The organism is Ralstonia insidiosa (assembly GCF_008801405.1).
GTDB classification, from domain to species: Bacteria; Pseudomonadota; Gammaproteobacteria; order Burkholderiales; family Burkholderiaceae; genus Ralstonia; species Ralstonia insidiosa.
The window spans coordinates 449324-467123 of record NZ_VZPV01000001.1 but is presented as its reverse complement, the minus strand read 5'-3'; the positions used below and the strand labels follow the sequence as shown (position 1 = coordinate 467123).

Sequence of the window (17800 nt, the reverse complement as noted above, 5' to 3'; positions counted from 1 at the left end):
GATCTCCTTGTCTTCTCTTTTTCTGTCGCTTGCTTACAGACCGAGGCGCTGCCAGATGGCGCGCGTGGAACCGGCTGCATTGAGCGTGTAGAAGTGCAAGCCGGGCGCACCGCCTTGCAGCAGACGATCACACAGCGCCGTCACCACATCCAGGCCAAAGGCGCGGATCGATTCGCGGTCATCGCCAAAGCTCTCCAGACGCTTGGCCACCCAGCGCGGAATCTCAGCGCCGCACATCTCGGAAAAGCGCATCAGCTGCGACGAATTCGTGATCGGCATGATGCCGGGCACGATGGGCACGTCCACGCCCAGCTTGTGCGCGTCGGCAACAAACTGGAAGTACGCATCCGCATTGAAGAAGTACTGCGTGATGGCGGAGTTGGCGCCAGCCTTCACCTTGCGGGCGAAGTTGTCCAGATCGTGCTTGGGCGAACGCGCCTGCGGGTGGTACTCCGGATACGCCGCGACCTCGATGTGGAAGGCGTCGCCGGTTTCCTGGCGGATGAACTCGACCAGCTCGTTGGCATAGCGGAATTCACCGATCTCACCCATGCCCGAGGGCATGTCGCCACGCAGCGCGACGATGCGGCGGATGCCGTTCTCGCGATACGTGTTGAGGATGGCGCGAATGCTCTCGCGCGACGAGCCCACACACGACAGGTGCGGCGCAGCCTCGATGCCTTCGCGCTGGATTTCCACCACGGCATCGAGCGTGCCCTGCTGCGTGGTGCCGCCTGCGCCGAAGGTCACGGAAATGAAGCGCGGCTTGAGCGGCGAGAGCTGTGCACGCGTGTTGCGCAGCTTCTCGGCACCTTCCGCCGTCTTGGGCGGGAAGAATTCGAAACTGAATTGACGATCGTTCATGGAAGACCCATTAACGGCGCTCGCCCAGCAGCAAGCTGGACAGCAGCCACGAGATCACGCTGTACAGCACGGAGCCCAGCAGCGCCGAGCCAAAGCTGGCCACCTGGAAGCCCGACAGCACGTTGCCGACAAACATGAACAGCAGCGCGTTGATGATGAAGATGAACAGCCCGAGCGTGAGAATCGTCACCGGCAGGGTGAGGATGACCAGGATCGGACGGATCAGCGTATTGACGAGACCCAGCACAAGCGCCGCGATCAGTGCGGAGGTGAAGCCGGCGACGTGGATGCCTTTGAGCAGATAGGCGACAAGCAGCAACGCCAGCGCGTTGATGACCCAGACGGCGAGCAGTCTCATGGGGAGTCCTCGGGTTGAATGCCGGCGGCGGGGTGCCGCCGGCGGGTACAGCTTAGTAGCGGTAGTGGTCAGCCTTGTACGGGCCTTGCTTGCTCACGCCAATGTACGCGGCTTGCTGATCCGTCAACTCGGTCAGCTGCGCGTTCAGCTTCTTCAACTGCAGGCGCGCGACCTTCTCGTCCAGGTGCTTGGGCAGCGTGTACACGCCCACCGGGTACTTGTTCGAGCCCTTCACCGCTTCGGTCCACAGCTCGATCTGGGCGATGGTCTGGTTGGCGAACGAGCTGCTCATCACGTACGACGGGTGGCCCGTGGCGCAACCCAGGTTCACCAGGCGACCCTTGGCCAGGATGATGATCTTCTTACCGTCCGGGAAGATCACGTGATCGACCTGCGGCTTGATCTCTTCCCACTGGTACTTCTCGATCGAGGCGATGTCGATCTCGTTGTCGAAGTGGCCGATGTTGCAGACGATGGCCTGGTCCTTCATCTTGGCCATGTGGTCGTGCGTGATGACGTGGTAGTTGCCCGTGCAGGTGACGAAGATGTCGCCGTGCTCGGCAGCGTAGTCCATGGTGACCACGCGGTAGCCTTCCATGGCGGCCTGCAGTGCGCAGATCGGGTCGATCTCGGTCACCCACACTTGCGCCGACAGGGCACGCAGTGCCTGTGCCGAGCCCTTGCCCACGTCACCGTAGCCGGCCACGATGGCCACCTTGCCGGCGATCATCACGTCGGTCGCGCGCTTGATGCCGTCGACCAGCGATTCACGGCAGCCGTACAGGTTGTCGAACTTGCTCTTGGTGACCGAGTCGTTCACGTTGATGGCCGGGAAGCGCAGTTCGCCGCGCTGCGCCATCTGGTACAGGCGGTGCACGCCCGTGGTGGTTTCTTCGGTCACGCCCTTGATGGCTTCCAGGTTGCGGCTGTAGAAGGTCGCGTCCTTGGTCAGCTTGTCCTTGATGGCCGCGAACAGGTACGTCTCTTCTTCGCTGGTCGGCTTGGAGATGACGGAAGCATCCTTCTCAGCCTTGGCGCCCAGGTGCAGCAGCACCGTCGCGTCGCCGCCGTCGTCCAGGATCATGTTGGGCGTGCCGCCGTCGGCCCATTCGAAGATGCGGTGCGTGAAGTCCCAGTATTCCTTGAGCGATTCGCCCTTGTACGCAAACACCGGCGTGCCCGACACGGCAATCGCGGCGGCAGCGTGATCCTGCGTCGAAAAGATGTTGCACGAGGCCCAGCGCACGTCGGCGCCGAGTGCCTTGAGCGTCTCGATCAGCACGGCGGTCTGGATGGTCATGTGCAGCGAGCCGGCAATGCGCGCGCCCTTGAGCGGCTGGCTGGCGGCAAACTCGTCGCGAATCGCCATCAAGCCGGGCATCTCGGTCTCGGCAATGGCGATTTCTTTGCGGCCCCAGTCGGCCAGCTTGATGTCGGCGACGAGGTAGTCGTTCTTCAGATCGGTCACAGCGTTCATTGGATCACTCCGTCAAGATTTGGGTGACCGCACGCTGGAGAGATAACTGCTGAGACGGGGCGCCAATGTGCTGGACCCCGGATAGATGCGTTCTCGCCATCGTGTAGCCACGATACTGCGAGCGCCGTTTGAACTTCCGAGCCTGGCGGCGGGGGTCTGGAAGACTCGGCCCGTCCGTTGCAACGCTCCTCGGAATGGGCTGGATTGTAGCGGATTCGTTCCCGCTGCGGCAGGCCAACACGCGCTTGCCGTGTGATGCATGAGGCCACCGGCAAATGAAAACGAGGCCGGTCAAGGCTTTCGCCCGGAGCCGGCCTCGCTTTCAGCGTCGCGATTTCGCCACCTTGGCCGTCAACGACGGCCCCGTGAGGCGATCAGCCTTTCCTGTACTCGGGTGGGCCGGCAAAGCGATGATCGTCGCCCGATTTGTCATCGCCCGGGAATGCATTCGGGCCTTCCGCTGGCGACGGCTTGTTCTTCTTGTTAGGGTCGTACAGCTCAAACACGGCGGTACCAATCACACCAACATTGCTGGCCGCCCCGTTCTTGCTGTTGGCCGCGTAGGCGTCGTCCACCTCAGCAAACCGGAACGCTGCCACTTCCTTCCGGCTCTTGCGGAATCCTTCCACCTGCAGGGTTTCACCCGGCTTCAGAACATAGCCATTGTTTCGGATGCTGCCTGCCCGGCCGTTCATCACGTCCAGGCCATCCACCGTGGCGACGATTTCGTAGATGGTCTGCTTCGAGTAATTCTGATACTGCAACACATAGCGCTCACCCTTCTTCCCTTTCAGGTGAGCGTTCGTGCCATCCAGGTAAATCGACCAGGGCTCGTTCCCGTCACGAAGCACGGTCAATCCGATCCGGCCTTTGGCGAGCATGATTTCGCGGACGGCCCGGCCCTCTCCGCTGGCCTCCGAGTACGACAGCGTGTGCTGAGTCACCGGCTCGCTGCTCACACGCCGGAGATCCACCGTTTGCAGGCGCGATTCAATCCCTTCACCCCACTGCGTGCCGAGTTGCGCGGAATCCGCGCGCTTGTCCAACGCTACGGGTTGTTGCGCGCATCCGGCGACAACCATCACGCCCAAGGCCGCCATGAGGCTGGCCAACATCCATCGCATTCTGTTCAGTTTCATCGCTTCGCGTTCAATTGCGGTGCTCAATCGCCGCCGGCGCATTGGGTGGCCGGGCCTCGGCTGCATTATCCACGGCCAAAATCGGCGCCACGTTACTGAATCAACACAAACGCCAATCATTGAAGATGCGCGCTTCAGTGATCCAACAGCATGTTCAACATCCGCTGCGGATGCGCCAGAAAATCCCGCGTCACCTGAAAGTGCTCGGTTTCCTCATAGGCAATACGCCGGAGGCCGTCACCATCGCACTGATAGATATAGGCGTCGGGATACGCCATCAGAATGGGCGAATGCGTGGCGATAATGAACTGGCTTTCCTGCCGCACCAGCGCGTGCATACGCGCCAGCACCGCCAACTGCCGCTGCGGCGAAAGCGCGGCCTCAGGTTCGTCGAGCAGATACAGGCCATTGCCGCCAAAGCGATGCATCAGTAGCGCCATGAACGACTCGCCGTGCGATTGCGCGTGCAGGGATTTGCCGCCGTAGGATGCAATCACGCTCCCACCTGGGCCGGGTTCCTCATCCATGCGCTGGATGTTGGTGGCCACGTTGAAGAAGCTCTCGGCGCGCAGGAAGAACTCGGTGCGCGGCTTGCGGAAGCCCTTGGCGATGCGCAGGTGGTTGTGCAGCTCCGAGTGCGAGGCGTGCGTGCTGAAGTTGAAGTTGCGCGAGCCGCCCTCGGCGTTGAACCCCATCGCCACGGCCATCGCTTCCATCAGGGTCGATTTGCCCGAGCCGTTCTCGCCCACCAGGAAGGTCATCTTCGGGTGCAGCGTCAGCGTGTCGAGCGCACGCACGGCGGGCAGGTTGAACGGATAGGCGTCGAAGGTGGTGATGGTGTCGCGCCGTAGCGTGACGTGGCTGACGAATTGGCGAGTGAGCATGGGCATACGCAGGTGCAAGCGATAGCAAGCATCGTAGCGTGGAGTGATGGGTCCACCGCTCAGGCAAGCGCAAGGCCATAGCCCGCTCCATCTGGCGGTGTCAATGCGTTGTCATATTTGAACCTTGCGATCGGGTTAGGAAGCGGCGCACTCGCATCACAGACCTGCAACACGCGGGCACCAGAGTGCGGGGCATCGTTCAGGGAGCCAACGATGCACAACCATAAATTCACGAAATACGCCGCCGCCATGGCGGCCGCCATTGCCATGACGGCATGCGGCAGTGATGGCACATCCACCACCGGCAGCGCCGAGCCTGATGGCAAGCCGACCACCCCGTCCACCGGACCGACCAAGAACGTCGTGTTCTTCCTGGGCGACGGCATGGGCCTGACCACCATGACCGCCGCGCGCATCTACAAGGTGGGCGAAGACGGCGAGCTGACCATGGACACGCTGCCGGAAACCGGCTTCGTGCGCACCTTCTCGAACAACGCGCAGGTGACCGACTCGGCGCCGTCGATGTCGGCCTACATGACCGGCGTGAAGATGAACAACGAGGTCATCTCCATGTCGCCGGACACGATGGCCTATGACGCGGGCGGCAAGGACTACCTGTCGGGTGCCGACAGCACCTGCCCGAGCGGCAACGGCAAGCCCGTCACCACGCTGCTCGAACTGATGAAGGCCGCAGGCTACGGCACGGGCGTGGTCACCACCACGCGCATCACGCACGCCACGCCGGCCGCCACGTACGCGCACATCTGCCACCGCGACGGTGAGAACACCATCGCCGCACAACTCACGCCGGGCGGCGCAGGCTACAACGCTGCGCTGGGCGACGGCGTGGACGTGATCTTCGGCGGCGGCCGCAAGCACTTCCTGTCGGACAAAACCAAGGGCGGCGTGCGCACCGACGGCCGCGACCTCACGGTCGACCTGCAGAAAGCCGGCTACAGCTATGCCGGCACGCGTGCACAGTTCGACGCGCTGTCGGCCAGCAGCAAGAAGGTCGTGGGCCTGTTCACCAGCAGCCACATGTCGTACGACCTGGACCGCAACCCGGCTGATGAGCCGAGCCTGGGCGAGATGACCAACAAGGCCATCGACGTGCTCGCCGCCAAGAAGAAGGGCTTCTTCCTGATGGTGGAAGGCGGCCGTATCGACCACGCACTGCACGAAACCACCGCCCGCAAGGCACTGCAGGACACGGTGGCGTTCGACTCGGCCATTCGCGGCGCGATCGACAAGCTCAACACGATCGACCCGGGCCTGAAGAACACGCTGATCGTCGTGACGGCTGACCACGACCACACGCTGGTACTCAACGGCTATGCCAAGCGCACCGGCCCGACCAGCGACAGCAACCCCGGCGTGCTGGGCCTGCTCAAGAGCTACGTGAACGGCAACAACGCCACCGACACGGCGGGCAACCCGTTCACCATCATCGGCTTCGGCACGGGTGAGAACCGTCCGGCCACGCGCGGCGCGCTGACCGACGCCGCTGTGTACGACAAGACCTATCACCAGGAAGCCGTGATCCCAGTCGCGCCGGGCGGCGAAACGCACGGCGGCACCGATGTCTTCATCGGCGCACGCGGCCTGGGCGCCGAGCGCTTTACCGGCACGATGGACAACACCGAGGTCTTCGGCCTCATCAAGCAGGCCGTGGGTCTGTAAGAGGGAGCGGGCAAATCATGAACAAGCAATCGAACCGCATCATTCGCGCGAGCCTGTTGGCGCTGGCCGCCGGCGCCTGTGCCCAAGCGCACGCCGCTGGTGAAGCCAAGAACGTGATCTTCTTCCTGGGCGACGGCATGGGCCCGACCACCGTCACCGCCACGCGCATCTACAAGGTGGGCGAGAGCGGCAAGCTCACGATGGAAACGCTCAAGCGCACGGCGCGCATCAAGACGTACTCCAACGATGCGCAGACCACTGACAGCGCCCCGTCGATGTCGGCTTACATGACCGGCGTGAAGATGAACAACGAAGTCATCTCCATGTCGCAGGACACCAAGGCCAGCGACCCCGCCGGCAAGGGCTATGTGACCGGCTCTGACAGCACCTGCCCCGCAGGCAACGGCACGCCCGCCACCACGCTGCTGGAACTGGCCAAGGCCGCCGGCAAGTCGGTGGGCGCGGTCACCACCACGCGCGTCACGCACGCCACGCCGGCTGCCACGTACTCGCATATCTGCCACCGCGATGGCGAGAATCAGATCGCCGCGCAAGGCACACCGACCAACGCGCTGTACAACGCCGCGCTGAAGGACGGGCTGGACGTGCTGCTGGGCGGTGGCCGTCGCCACTACCTGCCGCAGGGCACCACCGGCAGCAAGCGCACGGACACCACCGACCTGATCGGCCAGTTCACGGCAGCCAACTACAAGTACGTGAGCACCGGCACGCAGTTGGCGGCGGTCGACCCGGCCAGCACCACCAAGCTGCTCGGCCTGTTCAACCTCGACCACATGAACTACGAGCTGGACCGCAAGAAGAACAATGTGGACGAGCCCAGCCTGGCGGACATGACCGAGAAGGCCATCCGCGTGCTGCAGAAGAACGGCAAGGGCTACTTCCTGATGGTGGAAGGCGGCCGTATCGACCACGCACTGCATGGCACCAACGCCAAGCGCGCGCTGGAAGATGCCGGTGCGTTTGACGAAGCGATCAAGCGCGCCCTGTCGATTGCCGATCTGCAAAACACGCTGATCGTCGTCACGGCCGACCACGACCACACGATGACGATCAACGGTTACCCCCGTAAGGGCAACCCGATCCTGGGTGTGTCGAACGACATCAAGACCGGTCAGCCGCAACTGGCCGCCGATGGCCTGCCGTACACCACGCTGGTGTTCGGCAATGGCGGCACGCCGCGCAAGGCCACGCGTGACAACGTGGCCGGGGTCGACACCACGGCGGATGACTACTTGCAGGAAGTGGGCGTGCAGCTCGGCACGCCTGGTTCGGAAACGCACGGCGGCGGGGATGTGATGCTGTTCTCCTCTGGTCCGGGCAGCGCACCGCTGAAGGGCACGCTGGACAACACGAAAGTGTTCGGCGTGGTCAAGACGGCCATGGGCCTCTGATCCTGGCGTTTCCATTGACGCGCATGCCGAGGCAATCGGCATGCGCTTTTTTCGTTTTGGCTTTCTCGACTTCGCATTCGTATGACCCGATCTGCCCGCCTTCTGTTTTCGTTCGCACTCACTGTACTCAGCGCGCTCGCCGCTACCGCACAGGCCGCCGGCCCGGCTGCATCCGTGCCACTGACCGCGCTACGTGTTGAACACCAACTGTCATCGCTCGGCACCGACGGCATCCAGCGCGACATGCGCTTTGCCGAGCGCGTCTACCGCCAGGGCGACCGCGTGTGGATCGCGCGTGAACTGCCGCCGGCCTCTGCCCACGCCGAGCACGACGCCACCAACACCCACGCCGGCCACAAGCACGCCGACACCGACACCGCCCCGCGCTGGATCGAACGCGACGCCAAAGGCGCACTGACCGTGCGCGTGGTCAGCGAGTCGCAGCAGAAGAACTACAACGTGCTGCCCGCCGAGTATTCCAACATCGGCTTCGACGGTTCGTGGGCCACGGCCTACCACCTGCTCGACCCGGCCGCGCTCAAGGGCATGCGTGCCGAAGGCCCGGTGCGCAACGGCGTGCAGACCTACCGCTCGACCCAGGGCGAGCGCACCGTCACGGTGGAATGGGATGTGGCCGGCCAGTATCCGCGCCGCGTCGAATCGCGCAACGCCAGCGGCTCGCAGCGCAAGCTCACGCGCGTGACGGCGCTGCCCGCCCCGGCCGCTGCACCGTGGGTACGTGCCCAGCGCTTTGCCGCCGCCGATTACACCGACCTGATGGATTGAACGCCCCCGCGCCGGACAGCAAGTCCCGACGCGGACGCTCCAGGCGCCGGTGCTGACTCCCCGGAAACCAGCGCTGGCTTGTTGAGAACTGATGCCGGCTCCCTGGCAACCGGCACTGGCGCCTTCAGAGTTGATGCTGACTCCCTGGAAACCGGCGCTGGCTCCTTAGGAACGGATGCCGACTCTCTAGAAACTACTGGCGGCTCTCCGAGACCCGCAGCTGACTCTCCAAGAGCCGGCACTGACGCCCCGAGACGCGACTCCGGCTTCCGGAGCGTCATCGCCACCAGCTGGGGCCTCGGTCATGGTGCGCAGCACCACGCACGCCGATCCGGCTGCGATGGCGCTATAGTGCGAGCAACCCCCAACGCCGCTTGCAGACGTCCCCCGCCATGACAATCACCGACCCGACCCTCGCTGCGTTTGCCGCTCCCGCCTCGCACGTGCCGCGCGTGCTCACCATCGCCGGTTCGGACAGCGGCGGCGGGGCAGGTATCCAGGCCGACCTGAAGACGTTTGCGGCGCTTGGCTGCTACGGCATGTCGGCCATCACGGCCATCACCGCGCAGAACACGCTGGGCGTGACGGCGGTGGAATCGCTCACACCGGACATCGTGGCCGCGCAGATCGATGCCGTGGCAGGCGACATCGGTGTGGACGCCGCCAAGACCGGCATGCTGGGCACACCGCAGGTGGTGGAAGCCATCCTCTCGGCGCTGGACCGCCACCCGATCGCCAATCTCGTCGTCGATCCGGTCATGGTCAGCACCAGCGGCGCGCAGCTCGGCACCGATGCCACCGTGCAGGCCATGGCGAAATGGCTGTTCCCGCGCGCGCTGGTGGTGACACCCAACCTGCCGGAAGCCAGCGCGCTGCTCGGTCGAGAAATCCGCACCGCAGACGACATGCTGCCCGCCGCGCGCGATCTGCTGGCCCTGGGCCCGCGTGCGGTGCTGCTCAAGGGCGGGCACCTGGCCGATGTGGCGACCGCCGGTGAAGACGGCGTGCTGCAAGACGTGCTCGTCACCGCCGATGGCACCGAGCGCGTCTACGCGCACACCTACATCGACACGCCGCACACGCACGGCACGGGTTGCACGTTGTCTGCCGCCATTGCCGCGCACCTCGCGCGTGGCGACGCGCTGGAAGCCGCCATCGAGGCTGCGCTCGACTACCTGCTGCACGCCATCGGCGCGGGGCGTCACCTGGCACTGGGGCGCGGGGCCGGCCCGCTCAACCACGGCTTTGCGCCGCGTCCGCTGGCTGCACCGCGCGCGCTCGAAGTCGACATCGACGAAGACTGATCCCAAGGAGCTGCCATGACACGTGTGCCGATCAAGCGGATCCGCATGCTTCCCGTGGCCGCGTTGTACGGGCTGCTGGCCGCCTGCAACGCGAGCTTTGTCAGTGACTTCGGCAGCAACTTTTCGATTGGCGGCACGCTGAGCGGGTTGCCGGGCGGCCAGTCGATCGTGCTGCTCAACAACGGCCGCGACAGCCTGACCGTCGCGGCAAATGGCAGGTTCGTGTTTGGTGGGCTGGTGCCGTTCAACGGCAGCTATCTGGTGACGATCAGCACGCAGCCGGCGTCGGCCAACTGCACAGTGACCAACGCCAGCGGCACGGCCACCAATGATGTGAACAACGTGCAGGTGACCTGCGTGCCGCGTTAGGCGACCCACGCCGACCAAGAAAAAGCGCGGATCACGGTCCGCGCTTTTTCGTTGGAGCACGTTGGCTCAAGCCGATGCGCCGGCCTGTTCCTTCGTCCACTTTTCCATGCGCCGATTCATCTCTTCGGGCGCCACGTCTTCCACGTGGGTGGACACGGTCCACACGTGACCAAACGGGTCTTTGAGCGTGCCGGAGCGGTCGCCGTAGAACTGGTCCACCACGGGGCGGACTTCCGTGCCGCCAGCCTTGAGCGCGTTGGCAAACACGGCATCGACGTTGGGCACGTAGATCATCAGCCCGACGGATGTGGCCTGCAGCGTGTCGGGGCTGGCACAAACCATGTTGGGGGCTTCGTCCGACAACATGATGGGGGAGTCGCCAATGCGGATTTCAGCGTGCGCGATGGTGCCGTTGGGGCCATCCATGCGAAGCAGTTCGGTGGCACCGAAGGCCTGCTTGTAGAAATCGAGCGCGCGTGCGGCGCCTTTGATGCTCAGGTACGGGGTGACGCTGTGATAACCCTCGGGAATGGGCTTGACCGCCATGTCTGTCTCCTGCAGCGTGTGTTGAGAAGCCGCCATGGCAGCAGCCACAGCGGCGCACGAACAGGATAGGTCAGCGCAAAGGCGCTTGCGTGTCGAAACCCGTAGCGCGTGCAGCCCGCGACGCTCAGGCGCGCACGTGCGCCGCGAACGTCGCTTGCAGCGTGTCGACGGCGGCCGCCACATCGGCTGCCTGGGTAATGGCACGCACCACCGCCACCGAGCCCACGCCGGATTCCAAAACGCGCGGCATCGCTGCCAGATCGATACCGCCGATGGCCACCAGCGGGGGCGCCGGCACGCGTGTGCGCATAGCCGCCGCATAGGCGAACAAGCGGCCCAGACCCTGCGGCACGGTCGGCATGGTCTTGGTGGGCGTGGCAAACACGGCGCCCAGCGCGAGGTAGCTCGGGTTCAGCGGGGCGACGCGCAGCATTTCGGCAAAGCCGTGCGTGCTGATGCCGAGTCGCAAACCCGCCGAGCGGATCGCGACCAAGTCTGCGTCATCAATATCTTCCTGACCGAGGTGAATGCCGTAGATGCCGCTGTTGGGCACGCTCGCATGCACGTCGAGCGCCACTTGCCAGTGGTCGTTGATGAACAGGCGCGTGTCGCTACCGCGTGCGGCGGCTTCTGCGCGGCGCACCTGGTCAGCTACGGCTTGTGCGTCATCCGACTTGAAGCGCAGCTGCACGGTCGGCACTTTGAGCGCGACGAGGCGCGCCACCCAGTCCGCATCGGGCACCACGGCGTAGATGCCGAGTTGCGTCGGGCACGGCGCGAAGGCGAGGTCTGCTGCGGTCGGGCACGGCAGCGCGGGTTCGAGCACGCGGGGCAGGGCGTTGAAGCGCGTGGGCCAGGCGAGCGCATCGGCGTTGGCTTCAGCGATCCACGCGCGGGCCACGCACAGCGCATCGCGCGGCTCGAAGGCCAGCGCGAGTGCCGCACCGAAGATGGCGACGAAGCGTGCGTCGAGCGCATCGCCTTGCGCCACCGACGTGAAGCGGTACGTGCCGAGGCGGTCGTGTACGGTGTCGATGCGTTGATCACCTTCCGTAGCGGTCAATACGACGGCGGCACCGGCGGTGCTGGCACGGTCAGCGTGTGCGGCGTCGGAGGTCAGCAGAACAGTGGTGGCGCTGGTGGCTTCATCAACGCGGTCGGTCACACTCCAGGCGTGCGGTGCGCGGCCGAAGGCTTCGGTATGGCGATCGATGATCTGCGCAGCGAGGGCGGCCGCCTCCGGCCACGCGGCGGAGGAACGCAGGGCAGACATGCTCATGCGCTTTTCTCTTCGGCGTGCCAGAAAGGCAGACCGACAACGGGTGTGCTGGCTTGTGCAACATCACGCTCAGGCATCGGGCCCGACAGACGTGCCAACCGACCGGCCTGCGTGGCCATCGCAAACGCCTGTGCCATCGCCACCGGATCACCGGCTTGGGCGACGGCGGTGTTGAGCAGCACGGCGTCGTAGCCCCATTCCATCACCTGCGTGGCGTGCGACGGCACACCCAGGCCCGCATCGACGATCAGCGGCACGTTGGGCAGGCGCTCGCGCAGCAGGCGCAGGCCGTACGGGTTGGTCGGGCCACGGCCCGTGCCGATGGGGGCCGCCCACGGCATCAGCGCCTGGCAGCCGACATCGAGCAGGCGGCGGCACAGCACGAGGTCTTCAGTGCAATACGGCAGCACCTTGAAGCCGTCGCGGATCAGGCGTTCGGCGGCGGCGGGCAGCGCGAGCGTGTCGGGCTGCAGCGTGTAGTCGTCGCCGATGACTTCGAGCTTGATCCAGTCGGTCTCGAACACTTCGCGCGACATCTGCGCCAGCGTATAAGCCTCGTCGGCGGAATAGCAGCCGGCGGTGTTCGGCAGCACGGGCACGCCGAGTTCACGCAGCATCTTCCAGAAGCCGGCGCCGCCCTCAGGCGAGCCAGCGCTCTGGCGGCGCAGCGCCACCGTCAGCATGGCCGGGTTGGACACGCGCACCGCGTCTTCCAGCGATTGCGGCGACGGGTAACGCGCCGTGCCGAGCAGCAGGCGCGAGGCGAAGGTCTCGTCGTACAGGCGCAGCGGATCAGCTTGGCCGGCGAGCGCGGAAAGATTCGTAGTGGTCATCAAGAACTCCTAGCCGCCCACAACAGGCTGCACGAGTGCAATGCGATCGCCCGTGTTGAGCGCGTGCTGCGCATGGCGCGCCTTGGGCACGAAATCGCCATTCACAGAGGCGGCAAACGGCGGCGCAATCTGCAGTTGCGGCGCGGCGGCACCGATGGCGTCGGCCAGCGTGCTACCAACAGGTAGTGCGAGCGACAGGTCGTTGAGGGTGACGTTCAGCGTCATGACAAAACAGGTTCAGGCGATGCGGCGGCGAATAGCTCGGGCCATTCGCGGTCTTGCGCATCGATGGCACGGCCATCCAGCAGATCACGCGCGACGGCCACCGCAGCTTGGGTGACGGCGGGCGCGATCATGTAGCCGTGCCGGTACAGGCCGTTGACCGACAACGTGCCAGCGCCATCCCAACGGATGGCCGGGCGGTGGTCGGGCAGGGTCGGGCGGCACTGCGTGTTCAGCTCCAGCACGCGCGCCTCGCCAAAGGCGGGGTGCACGGCATACGCAGCGGACAGCAACTCGAGCGTGGAACGCACGCTGGCCGGCGACATGTCGTCGGATTCGATTTCCGTCGCGCCGATTACGTAGACGTTGCCCGGCTTGGGCGCGATGTACAGCGGATAGCGCGGATGCAGCATGCGCACCGGCCGCGTGAGCGACACATCGGGTGCGTGGATGCGCGCGACCTCGCCGCGCAGACCACGCAGGCGCGGCCATTGGGGCTTGGCACCGAGGCCACGGCAATCGAGCACGAGACGTGCGCCAAGGCCATTGGCCGCGAGGGCATCGGGGCGCGGATCCGCAACGTCCGTGTTCCAGCGCAGTTGCACGCCCACGGCTTCCAGCTCGGTCGCCATTGCATTCAGCAGGGTGCGGTTGTCGAGCTGGCCTTCGCCCGCCAGATACAGCCCTTGCGTAAAGCGTTGGGCGAGCAGCGGCTCCAGCGTGCCGATGCCCGCAGCATCGACCGCGCGCAGATCTGCGGCCACACGTTCCGGCGGCGCAACGGCGCGCACGCGAGAGGCGAATAGCGATGCCTCACCGCGGTCCGCCGCGTGCCACACGACCAGCGTGCCGGCTTCCTGGAAGAACACCGGCGTACGCAGCTTCGGCAGCCACGCGCGCCACAGCGCCAGGCTTGCCAACCCCAGATCGACGACAAAACGATCCGCCACGGCGGCTTCGGCCAGCGGCGCCAGCATGGCTGCCGCTACGTACGCAGCGGCACTGCTGCCGTCGCGCGCGCCGCGCTCCACCACGGCAATGCGCGCTGCCGGCACACCGGCTTGCACCAATTGCCAAGCACACAGGCGGCCAGCGAGGCCGCCACCGAGGATCGTTACGTCGAAAGGCGTTGGCATTGCGCCAGTCCAGTTGGTTATGGGTTAGCTGTAGATCTTGCTGCCCGTCTTGCGGAACTCGATCGACTTCTCTTCCATGCCCTGGGTTGCGGCCGTGGCGTTGGCGTCGAGCGAAGCCGCGTAATCGCGCACTTCCTGCGTGATCTTCATCGAGCAGAACTTCGGACCGCACATCGAGCAGAAGTGCGCAATCTTGGCGCCCTCGGCCGGCAGCGTTTCGTCGTGGAAGGCGCGTGCCTTTTCCGGATCGAGGCCGAGGTTGAACTGGTCTTCCCAGCGGAATTCAAAGCGCGCCTTGGACAGTGCGTTGTCACGCAGCTGCGCGCCCGGCCAGCCCTTCGCCAGGTCAGCCGCGTGCGCAGCGATCTTGTAGGTGATGATGCCTTCGCGCACGTCTTCCTTGTCCGGCAAGCCCAGGTGCTCCTTGGGCGTGACGTAGCAGAGCATGGCCGTGCCGTACCAACCAATGTTGGCCGCGCCGATGCCGCTGGTGATGTGGTCGTAGCCGGGGGCGATGTCCGTCACCAGCGGGCCCAGCGTGTAGAACGGCGCTTCGAAGCAGTGCTTCAGCTCTTCGTCCATGTTGGCCTGCACGCGCTGCAGCGGCACGTGGCCCGGGCCTTCGATCATCACCTGCACGTCGTGCTCCCACGCCTTCTTGGTGAGCTCGCCCAGCGTGTGCAGCTCGCCGAATTGCGCAGCGTCGTTCGAGTCGGCAATGCAACCCGGACGCAGACCATCACCCAGGCTGAACGACACGTCGTACGCCTTCATGATTTCGCAGATCTCGTCGAAGTGCGTGTACAGGAAGTTTTCCTTGTGATGCGCGAGGCACCACTTGGCCATGATCGAGCCACCGCGCGAGACGATGCCCGTGATGCGGTCGGCCGTCAGCGGCACATAGCGCAGCAGCACGCCGGCGTGGATGGTGAAGTAGTCAACGCCTTGCTCGGCCTGCTCGATCAGCGTGTCGCGGAACATCTCCCACGTCAGGTCTTCGGCCACGCCGCCGGTCTTGTCCAGCGCCTGGTAGATGGGCACCGTGCCGATGGGCACCGGCGAGTTGCGCAGGATCCATTCGCGCGTTTCGTGAATGTGCTTGCCGGTGGACAAGTCCATGATCGTGTCGGCGCCCCAGCGGATTGCCCACACCATCTTTTCCACTTCCTCGGCCAGCGACGACGTGACCGCCGAGTTGCCGAGGTTGCCGTTGATCTTCACGCGGAAGTTGCGGCCGATGGCCATCGGCTCCAGTTCCGTGTGGTTGATGTTGGCGGGGATGATCGCGCGGCCGGCGGCGATTTCTGCGCGCACGAATTCCGGCGTGATGTCTTCCGGACGCTGCGGCAGGTTCGCGCCGTACGAGAAGCCCGGATGCTGCTTGAGCAGTTGGCGGTACTCGGGCTTGTCTTGCAGCGCTTGCAGGTTCAGCGATTCACGCAGCGCGACATATTCCATTTCCGGCGTGATGATGCCGCGGCGCGCGTAGTGCATCTGGCTCACGTTGGCGCCCGGCTTGGCGCGGCGCGGGTTGGTCAGCTGTGCAAAGCGCAGGTGAGCCGTAGCCGGGTCATTGGCACGCGTGCGGCCGTATTCGGACGACAGCCCCGAGAGGATTTCCGTATCACCGCGCTCGTCGATCCACTTCGCGCGCAGCGGGGCCAGACCGGCCTTCAGGTCGATGTGCACGTCCGGGTCCGAGTACGGGCCCGAGGTGTCGTACACCGGCACCGGCGGGTTCAGCATCTCGCCCTTGTCGGTGCGCGTGGCGGTCTGCTTGATGGTACGCATCGGCACGCGGATGTCCGGGCGGCTGCCGGCGATGTAGGTCTTGCTGGAGGCCGGGTAGGCAAACTTCTGGTCGAGCTCGGACTGCAGCGAGTCGAATGAGGCGGCGGGGGCGTTTTTGGCTTGGGGCATGGTCTCGTCCTTTGATTCTGTGGCCTGGTGGAGCAGGCTGTGGACGAAACCGGGAGGAGAGGCGGGGCCCGAAAGATCGGGTTGCCAGAGGCTCGGTGTTCTGAAGAAACTTCCCACGCCGGTACGAACCGGATCGGGTGCTAAGGGACTCTCTCAGCCGCACGGCCCATCCGTACGGCACCCCTGTTTCATCCAACGAGGGTGCATTTAAGCACAGCCGGATCGACGTTGCCAGCAAGAAAACCCGGCAGGTGACGGTCAGCCAGTCATTTCAGTCCAAACCCCCATGCAACGCGCTGCAAATGTGCTGCCTTCCGCACGGACACCGCCTGCCTTGATCTGGCGCAATCCAGCCGCGTTTCACCTATGCGACGCTCGAACCCATTTTCTATTGCATCGCATTATGTTGCGGTTGAGCCGCAGGGGAGTTGTCATGCTGGAACGTCGGTTCACACTCGCGGGGCGCAGCCTCGTGCCCATCGTGCAGGGCGGGATGGGGGTGGGTATTTCGGCGCACCGGCTGGCCGGCGCCGTAGCGCGCGAAGGCGGCGTGGGCACCATCGCCAGCATCGACTTGCGGCATCACCATGCGGATCTCGTCGCTGCGACTGAGAAATCGCATGACAAGGACGCCATCAACGCGGCCAACCTCGTCGCACTGGATCGGGAGATCCGGGCCGCGCGCGAGGGTGCGCAAGGCAACGGCCTGATCGCAGTGAATGTGATGAAGGCCGTGGAATCGCACGCGGCGCTGGTGCGGCAGGCGTGTGAAAGCGGCGCGGATGCGATTGTCATGGGCGCGGGCTTGCCGCTCGATCTGCCGGAGATGACGGCGGAGCACCCGAAGGTGGCGCTCATTCCGATTCTTTCCGACGCACGTGGCGTGGGCGTGGTGGTCAAGCGGTGGATGAAGAAGGCACGGTTGCCGGATGCAGTGGTGATTGAACATCCCTCGCATGCGGGTGGGCATCTGGGTGCGGCGCGCATCGAGGACTTGCGTGACGAGCGGTTCTCGTTCGCGCGCGTGCTGGACGAATGCCGCGAGCTGTTCGTCAAGCTGGGGCTGGCGGCGGAGCAGATTCCGATCATCCTGGCCGGCGGCATCGATTCACATGCGAAGGTGCGGCATTGGCTCGACAAGGGCGCGGCTGCGGTGCAGCTCGGCACGGCGTTTGCGGTGACAGAGGAAGGCGATGCGCACCCGCGCTTCAAGCGTGTGCTGACGGGCGCGGAGGATGGCGACATTGCCGAGTTCGTCAGCGTGGCAGGGTTGCCTGCACGTGCGGTGATGACGCCGTGGTTGTCGCGTTATCTGTCGCGTGAGAGCGCCTTGCAGGCCAAGGCCAAGGTGCGGGATTGCCTGCAGGGGTTCGATTGTTTGCAGACGTGCGGGCTGCGGGATGGCATCGGCAAGGTGGGGCAGTTCTGCATTGACCTGAAGCTGGCGCAGGCGCTACGGGGGGATGTGGAGCGGGGGTTGTTTTTCCGCGGCGCAGGCAAGCTGCCGTTTGGGGAGGCGATCCGGCCGGTGCGGGAGTTGATGCACTACTTGCTGACTGGGGAAAAGCCAGCGATGGGTTGAACCGGTGCG

17 protein-coding genes and 2 riboswitches are annotated in these 17800 nt (G+C 65.0%); of the genes, 6 read left to right on the top strand and 11 right to left on the bottom strand.

Annotated elements, in window-relative coordinates; genetic code table 11:
* Window positions 1–33 precede the first annotated feature (33 nt).
* The 5 genes from metF to F7R11_RS02240 all read right to left on the bottom strand — a co-directional run bounded on the left by metF (window position 34) and on the right by F7R11_RS02240 (window position 4722).
* Window positions 34–864 carry a methylenetetrahydrofolate reductase [NAD(P)H] gene (gene metF / locus F7R11_RS02260; protein WP_064805978.1) on the bottom strand — a complete coding sequence of 277 codons (831 nt, stop codon included), beginning with the start codon at window positions 862–864 and terminating at the stop codon, window positions 34–36.
* A gap of 10 nt (window positions 865–874) precedes the next feature.
* On the bottom strand, window positions 875–1222 hold the full coding sequence (locus F7R11_RS02255; RefSeq protein WP_021196989.1) for a phage holin family protein: 348 nt from the start codon (window positions 1220–1222) through the stop codon (window positions 875–877).
* Between the two features lie 52 nt (window positions 1223–1274).
* Window positions 1275–2699 (bottom strand): adenosylhomocysteinase, encoded by a 1425-nt coding sequence (gene ahcY / locus F7R11_RS02250; protein ID WP_064805977.1) that lies wholly within the window; start codon window positions 2697–2699, stop codon window positions 1275–1277.
* A 112-nt stretch (window positions 2700–2811) separates the two neighbouring features.
* Window positions 2812–2896, bottom strand: a riboswitch (S-adenosyl-L-homocysteine riboswitch).
* Window positions 2897–3073: 177 nt separating this feature from the next.
* Complete coding sequence (locus tag F7R11_RS02245; protein WP_151180498.1) at window positions 3074–3865, bottom strand: hypothetical protein; 792 nt, start codon at window positions 3863–3865, stop codon at window positions 3074–3076.
* Between the two features lie 107 nt (window positions 3866–3972).
* Window positions 3973–4722: an AAA family ATPase gene (locus F7R11_RS02240; RefSeq protein ID WP_064806507.1), complete on the bottom strand. Its 750-nt coding sequence runs from the start codon at window positions 4720–4722 to the stop codon at window positions 3973–3975.
* A 213-nt stretch (window positions 4723–4935) separates the two neighbouring features.
* On the opposite strand from F7R11_RS02240, the gene F7R11_RS02235 reads away from it, so the two are divergent.
* The 5 genes from F7R11_RS02235 (at window position 4936) to F7R11_RS02215 (ending at window position 10273) form a co-directional block, all read left to right on the top strand.
* On the top strand, window positions 4936–6402 hold the full coding sequence (locus F7R11_RS02235) for an alkaline phosphatase (protein WP_064805975.1): 1467 nt from the start codon (window positions 4936–4938) through the stop codon (window positions 6400–6402).
* Between the two features lie 17 nt (window positions 6403–6419).
* A complete protein-coding gene (locus F7R11_RS02230) occupies window positions 6420–7814 on the top strand; it encodes an alkaline phosphatase (RefSeq protein ID WP_021196994.1) in 1395 nt (464 codons plus the stop codon).
* Window positions 7815–7895: 81 nt separating this feature from the next.
* Entirely contained in the window at window positions 7896–8600 is a 705-nt protein-coding gene (locus F7R11_RS02225; RefSeq protein ID WP_021196995.1) for a hypothetical protein, read from the top strand.
* 392 nt (window positions 8601–8992) lie between these two features.
* Entirely contained in the window at window positions 8993–9904 is a 912-nt protein-coding gene (thiD, locus tag F7R11_RS02220) for a bifunctional hydroxymethylpyrimidine kinase/phosphomethylpyrimidine kinase (protein ID WP_064805974.1), read from the top strand.
* Between the two features lie 15 nt (window positions 9905–9919).
* Window positions 9920–10273 carry a DUF4369 domain-containing protein gene (locus tag F7R11_RS02215; protein ID WP_064805973.1) on the top strand — a complete coding sequence of 118 codons (354 nt, stop codon included), beginning with the start codon at window positions 9920–9922 and terminating at the stop codon, window positions 10271–10273.
* A 66-nt stretch (window positions 10274–10339) separates the two neighbouring features.
* Here F7R11_RS02215 and F7R11_RS02210 read toward each other — a convergent pair whose 3' ends face one another.
* The 6 genes from F7R11_RS02210 to thiC form a co-directional block, all read right to left on the bottom strand.
* A complete protein-coding gene (locus tag F7R11_RS02210) occupies window positions 10340–10819 on the bottom strand; it encodes a VOC family protein (protein WP_064805972.1) in 480 nt (159 codons plus the stop codon).
* A 124-nt stretch (window positions 10820–10943) separates the two neighbouring features.
* The gene (locus F7R11_RS02205) at window positions 10944–12098 is read right to left on the bottom strand and encodes a thiamine phosphate synthase (protein ID WP_064805971.1); all 1155 of its coding nucleotides are present in this window, start codon (window positions 12096–12098) and stop codon (window positions 10944–10946) included.
* On the bottom strand, window positions 12095–12931 hold the full coding sequence (locus F7R11_RS02200; RefSeq protein ID WP_064805970.1) for a thiazole synthase: 837 nt from the start codon (window positions 12929–12931) through the stop codon (window positions 12095–12097). Before F7R11_RS02200 ends, F7R11_RS02205 begins: the two co-directional genes overlap by 4 nt.
* 9 nt (window positions 12932–12940) lie before the next feature.
* On the bottom strand, window positions 12941–13156 hold the full coding sequence (gene thiS, locus F7R11_RS02195; protein ID WP_021197001.1) for a sulfur carrier protein ThiS: 216 nt from the start codon (window positions 13154–13156) through the stop codon (window positions 12941–12943).
* Window positions 13153–14289 carry an FAD-dependent oxidoreductase gene (locus F7R11_RS02190; protein ID WP_064805969.1) on the bottom strand — a complete coding sequence of 379 codons (1137 nt, stop codon included), beginning with the start codon at window positions 14287–14289 and terminating at the stop codon, window positions 13153–13155. The genes thiS and F7R11_RS02190 overlap by 4 nt, the downstream gene beginning before the upstream one ends.
* 24 nt (window positions 14290–14313) lie before the next feature.
* On the bottom strand, window positions 14314–16209 hold the full coding sequence (thiC, locus tag F7R11_RS02185) for a phosphomethylpyrimidine synthase ThiC (protein WP_021197003.1): 1896 nt from the start codon (window positions 16207–16209) through the stop codon (window positions 14314–14316).
* Window positions 16210–16302: 93 nt separating this feature from the next.
* A riboswitch (TPP riboswitch) is annotated at window positions 16303–16404 on the bottom strand.
* 238 nt (window positions 16405–16642) lie between these two features.
* Here thiC and F7R11_RS02180 point away from each other — a divergent pair.
* Window positions 16643–17791 carry an NAD(P)H-dependent flavin oxidoreductase gene (locus F7R11_RS02180; RefSeq protein ID WP_064805968.1) on the top strand — a complete coding sequence of 383 codons (1149 nt, stop codon included), beginning with the start codon at window positions 16643–16645 and terminating at the stop codon, window positions 17789–17791.
* Window positions 17792–17800 lie beyond the last annotated feature (9 nt).